Below are 6,448 nucleotides of genomic sequence, written 5' to 3'. Positions count from 1 at the left end.
AGTCGCGCAAAACGCGAGGGGGTACTCCCCCTTCCGCCTCTCGCGAGCGCCCCCGCGACGAAGCGCCCACCACTAAAACCGCTACCTCGACAGAGGGCATATGCACGAACGACCGATTTCAAAAGAAAATCCGCACCGCGGCGCCCATGCACCTTTACAAAACCCCTGGTAGAAAAGTTTCCGGGTAAATCAGAGGGCGCTGAACCATGCCGAAATCGGTCGTTCGTGCAGGGCATGACGTAAAACCCCGCCGGCGAACCTGGCGGTAGGATAGAACCCATGCGCGCGAACCTAGACAAGAATCCTCACGACGTCCAATCCATGTTCAATGCCGTGGCCCGTCGTTACGACCTGATGAATTTTCTCGCCTCTCTGGGGCAGGAAAAAGTGTGGCGCGCCCACGTGAAGCGCGCGGTGGTGACGCGGCCATTTTTGAAGGTGCTAGATGTGGCCGCCGGGACCGGCGCCAGCTCGATTGAGTTCGTGCGCGCCGGAGCCAAAGTCGTGGCTCTCGACTTTTCCGAGGGCATGATTGCCGAGGGGCGCCGGCGTCACCCGGAGATTGACTTTCAGCAGGGCGACGCGATGAACCTGGACTTTCCTGACAACACTTTTGACTGCGTCACCATCAGTTTCGGGCTGCGCAACGTGTCGGACCCGGACCGGGCTTTGCGGGAGTTTTACCGGGTCGTGCGCCCCGGCGGGCACGTGGTGGTGTGCGAGTTTTCCCGCCCAACTTTTGCCCCGTTCAGAGCCGTTTATCGGTTCTTTTTGCACCGGGTCATGCCGCCGATTGCCCGGCTGTTCTCGACCGACGCGGTGGCGTATGACTACCTGGCGGAATCTATCTTGGCCTGGCCCTCACAGTACGAGTTCGCCGCCCAGCTGCGCGCGGCGGGTTTCGAGCGCCTGCAGCTCAAGAACCTCACCGGCGGCATCGTCGCTCTGCACCGGGGTTACAAGCTGAAGTAGGCGCCGCCCCGGAGGAATCTCCTAGAATCAGCAAAACGCAATAGTTCCTCGTGGCTTTTTTCGTCGCATGCTCGGCTTTTATAATGACATCATGTTGATGATAGACGAACTTTTTACTAAAATCGAACTAAGGAGGAGCGCCATGACGACTACGAATTTAAACATCAGGACTGACAAAGAGGTCAAAGAACAGGCCGACCGCGTCTTTTCGGAACTGGGTCTCAACATGACCACGGCTATTAATATGTTCTTGCGTACTGCCATTCGCGAACAGGGAATCCCTTTCAAGTTGAGTCTGAATGTCCCCAACGACGCTACCGCTGCCGCGATAAGGGAGGGTCGACGGATAGCAGACGACCCCAACGTTAAGGGCTACTCGACTCTCGATGAGCTAAAGGCCGCATTGGAAGTATGAAGTACGAAGTCAGGTTTACGAGTCAGTTTAAGAAAGACGTGAAGCTCGCAAAAAAGCAGCACCGGGATTTAGATAAACTTTTCAAAGTTATCCAAGTCCTTGCAGAGGGAGACACTCTGCCCGAAAGATACCGCGACCACAGCCTTTCCGGCACTTTCTCGGGAACCAGGGAATGCCACATCGAACCGGACTGGCTGCTGATCTACGAAATCCGCAGCAACGTGCTCGTGCTGATACTCTATCGACTCGGAACTCACGCGGAACTGTTCCAGAAATAACTTGAGCTGCCTGTTTTCAGGCAGCTCAAGAACCTCACCGGCGGTATCGTCGCCCTGCACCGGGGCTACAAGCTGAAGTAGCCGCCGCCCCGGAGTGCAAATTAAACCCGGAGGGCGGCAACGGGTCTAACCGCACGATTAGACCCGCCGCCGCCCCCGCGTTCACTCCTCAGAATCAGGTTTTTCGTCGGTAGGTTCGTGCGGGAACATACCCTTCGATTCCTCGGCGCCTGAACCCAGAGTGTGGCCTTGCACAATCCTTTCAGAGAGTGGTTCTTCCGGATTGGGGTGCTCCAGCAACGCTGAAACTACGGGGAGCTCGCCAGTCTCGAGGTTTTCGCGAAGTTTCTCGTTCTTCTTTTCCACGTTCAAGAAGAACAGCAACCCCAAAATCAGCAGGTTAGCAATCATCGGCACCCACAGGTACATGAATTGAATCATCTGGAGAGCCGAAGCGCTCTGGACTTTCGCGGTGCCGTCGTATCCGCCCAGCTCCAGCAGCCAGCCCGCAACTGCCGTGCCGACGCCGGAACCAATCTTGACCCCTAGTGAGGAACAGGAGAACATCATGCCGTCGATACGTTTCTTGGTGCGCAAGAACGTATTTTCACTAATCTCCGCAATCAAGGCGTTCAATGTCCCCTGCAGGGGGCTCATACCCAGGGACGCCAGGCCGGAAAAGAACAGCATCAGGGGAATCGACCCCATCGAGGCACCGATGATAACCCCTAGGCGCCCCAGCACTGCCACCACGTATCCCACGATGGTCACGGGCTGCATCCGCCCAATCTTGGCCACCACCAACGGCGTCACCAACAGCCCGATAATCAAGGGAATGTTGATGGCCCAGGCAAAGACCCCCAGAAGGTTGGCGTCACCCAAAATGTACGTCATGAAGTAGATGCCCATATTCAACGTCGCGGTAAAGAACTGCATCAAGATAAAGCACACCACGATGATGACGTAGTAGCGGTTGCCCAACAGCTTCAGCGCCTCCAAGAAAGTGACATCGTCGTCGTCTTTCGCAGCCTGTGCATCACCTTCCGCCAGCTCGGTGGGAGACAGCTCCCTCACCGAAAAGACCGCCAAACTGTTAGACAGAATGCCGACGATGGCATAGATAATCGCCACGTTCCGCCAAGCGTCAGCGCCTCCGCCCATCATCTGAACCATTCCCACCGTGATGGTTTGAATGGTCAAGCTGGTTCCGAAAGCGAACATGAAACGAATGGAGCCCATCTGGACACGCTCGGAGCGGTTCTTGGTAATCAGAGCCGTCAACGCGGCGTAAGCGATGTTGTTCGCGGTATAGAAAACCGCGTTCAGCAGGGTATAGGCAATGAAGAACCAGGCATATTGCGCGGTCTTGCCCAGAGAAGTGGGAATCGCGTAAATCGCAATAATCATGGCCGCACAGCCAAAAAATGCCCAGAACATCCACGGGCGCGCTTTGCCCATCTTGGTGTGGGTTCGGTCCATGAGACGCCCAAACAGAATGTCCGAAAACCCGTCAAAGAACTTCGACACCATAATCAAAGTTCCGATGATGCCGGCGCTGAGCCCTAACGTGTCCGTCAGATAAATCATCACGAACGCTGAAAGGAAAGCGTAGACCACGTTTCCGGCAATATCGCCAGAACCGTACCCTACCTTGTTGTACCACTTGAGATAATTCTTTTCTTCCATGAGGCACCTTTCTTAGTTGCTGGAAAACTTGAGAGTGAAAGAAAATTCGTAGTGCGGGGCAGCGACTTGGTAGCATTCCTGCAACTTCGGTCCGCAGCTTTGGGAACCAATCCCCGCCATGCGATGATCCAGGCACAACACGGTTTCCGGGGTTTCAACCAGTTCATAATCGTGGGCTTTCGCGCCCAGTTCTTCTTGCGTAAAGTGCGACGCGTTGAAACTGAATTCCGCCGCGCTCACCACCTCTAAACTGGCGTTTTCGCCGCTCAACTTGAGGTAGTCACAAGCGGAGCGCGACCCGTTTTCTTGTGGCCGCAGATAGGGTTGGAACAGGTCGCGAACAGTGCTGTGGAAACGCCCGTGCCAGGCAGAACGGCGTTTGTCGAGGTAGTTTTCGTGCGGTCCCAGCCCTGACCAGTCGGCGTGGGTAAAGGTTTGGTCCAAGAAGAGCCGCCATCCCAAGCGCGGTAGTTCCGGGAACTGCGTATCACGGGTGACGCTGGCGTTCATTCGCAAGGCCCCATCGGCGCCTAATGTCCACTCCAAGTCCGCTTTCAAAATGGGCTGAATCGACGGCGCCACCAGCGCTACCTGCGATTTCACCACCACACTCGCACCGGACACCACCTCGACCGAATAGGCATAAGGGGTGCAACGGTCGTAGTGCGCCCGCTCCCACCGCGGCCGGATATACATGTCGTTGTCAGTCGGGGCGCGCCAAATGTTGAGTTCCATCGGCCGGGTCAGGAGCGGCCCCGCGCTGCCACGCCAATCGGTGAGCATTCCGGTGAACCGGGAAAACACGTAAGTGTATGCGCCCAGCTCAATCGTGATTTCCTTGGGGCTGGTTTCGATGCGGGGAGCGTCAGGTGCCAAAATTGTCTGGAGGTCCTGGCTGAGCTGCCGGGCGGGCAGACAGCGCGGGTCGGCGTTGTCCAGAGCAAACTCGTCGAACCCCAACAAATGTCCCGCCTCCAGGCAGGCGAACGGACGGGACAGGTACGTTTCCACCCTCAGGAAGCACCGCCCGACGGCAGGAACGTCCACGGAAAACGGAATCTCTACACTTTGGTGAGGCGCAATCGGGGGAAGCTCGATAGTGCCGCTGTCCTCGACGCCGTCTCGCACCCTCACCCATTTCAGGGTGGCGAAATCGGCAGCATTGAGGTGGTCAGCCGTATTGGTAGCCCGCAGTAGCCCGGCCTTTTGGTCATAGGTAAAGCGCAAAGGACGGTACACATTCTTGGCCTCCAACAGCCCGATGTGCCCGGTGCGGTCGGGGCTGACCAGCCCGTCGACGCAAAAGTTCCCGTCGTGGGGGTATTCCCCCGAGTCTCCGCCGTAAAGCAGACGGCCCTCGGTGTCCGGCACCGCGTGGTCACACCATTCCCAGATGAACCCGCCGCACATGCGCGCGTCTGCCTGCACCAGGGCCCAGAAATCTTCCAAATCTCCCGGACCGTTGCCCATCGAGTGGCAGTACTCCACCAGCAGGAACGGCTTGTCACCGAGGTTATCCAGGTAGTCGGTGATGTCGGAAAGCGGGGGGTACATGCGGGCGTACAGGTCGATATTGCGGTAATCATAAGAGCGGTCGTGGGACCGATAGTAGGCGCTTTCGTAGTGCGTCACCCGGGTGGGGTCAAAGTCTTTCATCCACTGCAGCGCGGTTTCAATAGTCACCCCGTAGGCACATTCGTTGCCCGCCGACCAGGAAAACACGCAAGGACGATTCTTTTCACTATGAACGCAGCGCTGGACCCGATCCAGGGTGGCGGGAATCCACTCCGGGTTGTCCGCAATAGGTTTGTTCCACAGCTCCACCACGTTCTCTTCCGTTTCGTCGGCCAGGACGCGGTTTCGGGTGCCGTGGCTTTCATTATCCGCTTCGCTCATCACGTAAAATCCCAGTTCATCGCACAGATGATAGAACTGCGGGCAGTTCGGGTAGTGGGCGGTGCGCACCGCGTTGATATTGTGCTGGCGCATCAGCTCTAAATCCCGTTTCATCTGGGATAGCGAGACGACCGGTCCGGTCTGGGCCTCACTTTCGTGACGGTTTACGCCTTTGATCTTGATGGGGTTGCCGTTCACCTTCAGCACGGCGTCCGTGACGGTCACGGTACGGATACCGACACGTTCCGTGATTACTTCGTCCACAGACTCCATCACCAGGGTATAGAGGTGGGGTGCGCCGGGATTCCACAGTTTCGGGTGTTCGAGATGGAACTCGGTGGCATGGGTGTAGGTTTCGTCCCCGTCGCACAAGGGGTGTAGCTCGGTTTGCCCCAGAATGTTGGGGCCGTCGGTGAGCGTGACCGCGACCGGGCAGGCTTCCCCGCTGAAATTCGCGCGCAGTTTTATGCCGGCACCATCGGGCTGTATCTCGGTGGTGAGGAAGTAATCGTTGAGGTGTACCGCGGGGCGTTTCAGCAGGTAGACATCACGGATAAGGCCCGAACAGCGGAACTTGTCCTGGTCTTCCAGGTAGCTGCCGTCCGACCACTTGCAGACCAGTACCGCCAGCGTATTCGTCCCCTCCCGCAGAAACTCGGTGACCTCGAAAGCGGAAGTCGCGTGGGCGACTTGTGAATACCCCACGTAACGCCCGTTCAGCCACAGGTAGAAACACGAGTCAACGCCCTCAAAAACGAGGGTGGCACCGGGAGCTTGCGGATCTGGCTGGTAGTGGAACTCATGACGGTAAGCGCCAGTGGGGTTGGCGTGGGGCACATAAGGGGGGTCCAAAGGTAACGGGTAGTTGATGTTCGTGTACTGGTGGGAGTCATAACCGTGGTACTGCCACGCGCCGGGAGTGGGAATCGTGTCGGGAAGCGCCGCAGCTCCGGGAGTGAAAAAATCCTCCGGCACGTCCTCTACGCAGGGATAGAATCCGAACTCCCAAGCACCGTTGAGCAGCTGGAAACGGTCCGAGAGCCCACGGTCCAGGTTGAAATTCGGGATATGTTCCGAGGCGTGCGCGGCCTCGGGGGAAACCGGAATGTAGTAGGCCCGCGGCGCCAAAGTATTTTCGTGCAAAACGCTAAGGTTCTGGTGATGATTTGGTAGCTGCATGGAAGTCTCCTTGGGGCGATGC

Annotated in this window: 5 protein-coding genes; 3 read left to right on the top strand and 2 right to left on the bottom strand. The window is 57.4% G+C overall.

Going from position 1 to position 6,448, the window contains the following annotated elements; translation table 11 throughout:
- Positions 1-279 precede the first annotated feature (279 nt).
- From Q0V70_RS09410 to Q0V70_RS09400, 3 genes are all read left to right on the top strand, one after another.
- Entirely contained in the window at positions 280-972 is a 693-nt protein-coding gene (locus Q0V70_RS09410; RefSeq protein WP_297591149.1) for a class I SAM-dependent methyltransferase, read from the top strand.
- Positions 973-1,114: 142 nt separating this feature from the next.
- A complete protein-coding gene (locus tag Q0V70_RS09405; protein WP_297591147.1) occupies positions 1,115-1,387 on the top strand; it encodes a type II toxin-antitoxin system RelB/DinJ family antitoxin in 273 nt (90 codons plus the stop codon).
- Positions 1,384-1,665, top strand: coding sequence for a type II toxin-antitoxin system YafQ family toxin (locus Q0V70_RS09400; RefSeq protein WP_297591145.1), 282 nt, complete (start codon positions 1,384-1,386; stop codon positions 1,663-1,665). Before Q0V70_RS09405 ends, Q0V70_RS09400 begins: the two co-directional genes overlap by 4 nt.
- 162 nt (positions 1,666-1,827) lie before the next feature.
- Here the strand turns inward: Q0V70_RS09400 and Q0V70_RS09395 are convergent, their stop codons facing one another.
- Positions 1,828-3,351, bottom strand: a complete 1,524-nt coding sequence (locus Q0V70_RS09395) for an MFS transporter (protein WP_297591144.1) — start codon at positions 3,349-3,351, stop codon at positions 1,828-1,830.
- Between the two features lie 12 nt (positions 3,352-3,363).
- Positions 3,364-6,426, bottom strand: coding sequence for a glycoside hydrolase family 2 TIM barrel-domain containing protein (locus Q0V70_RS09390; RefSeq protein ID WP_297591141.1), 3,063 nt, complete (start codon positions 6,424-6,426; stop codon positions 3,364-3,366).
- Positions 6,427-6,448: the final 22 nt, after the last annotated feature.

Origin of the sequence: uncultured Mobiluncus sp., from assembly GCF_947087965.1 — a bacterium.
In the GTDB taxonomy this organism is placed as follows: domain Bacteria; phylum Actinomycetota; class Actinomycetes; order Actinomycetales; family Actinomycetaceae; genus Mobiluncus.
The sequence above is the reverse complement of the archived record's forward strand: the minus strand, read 5'-3'. Positions and strand labels throughout refer to the sequence as shown.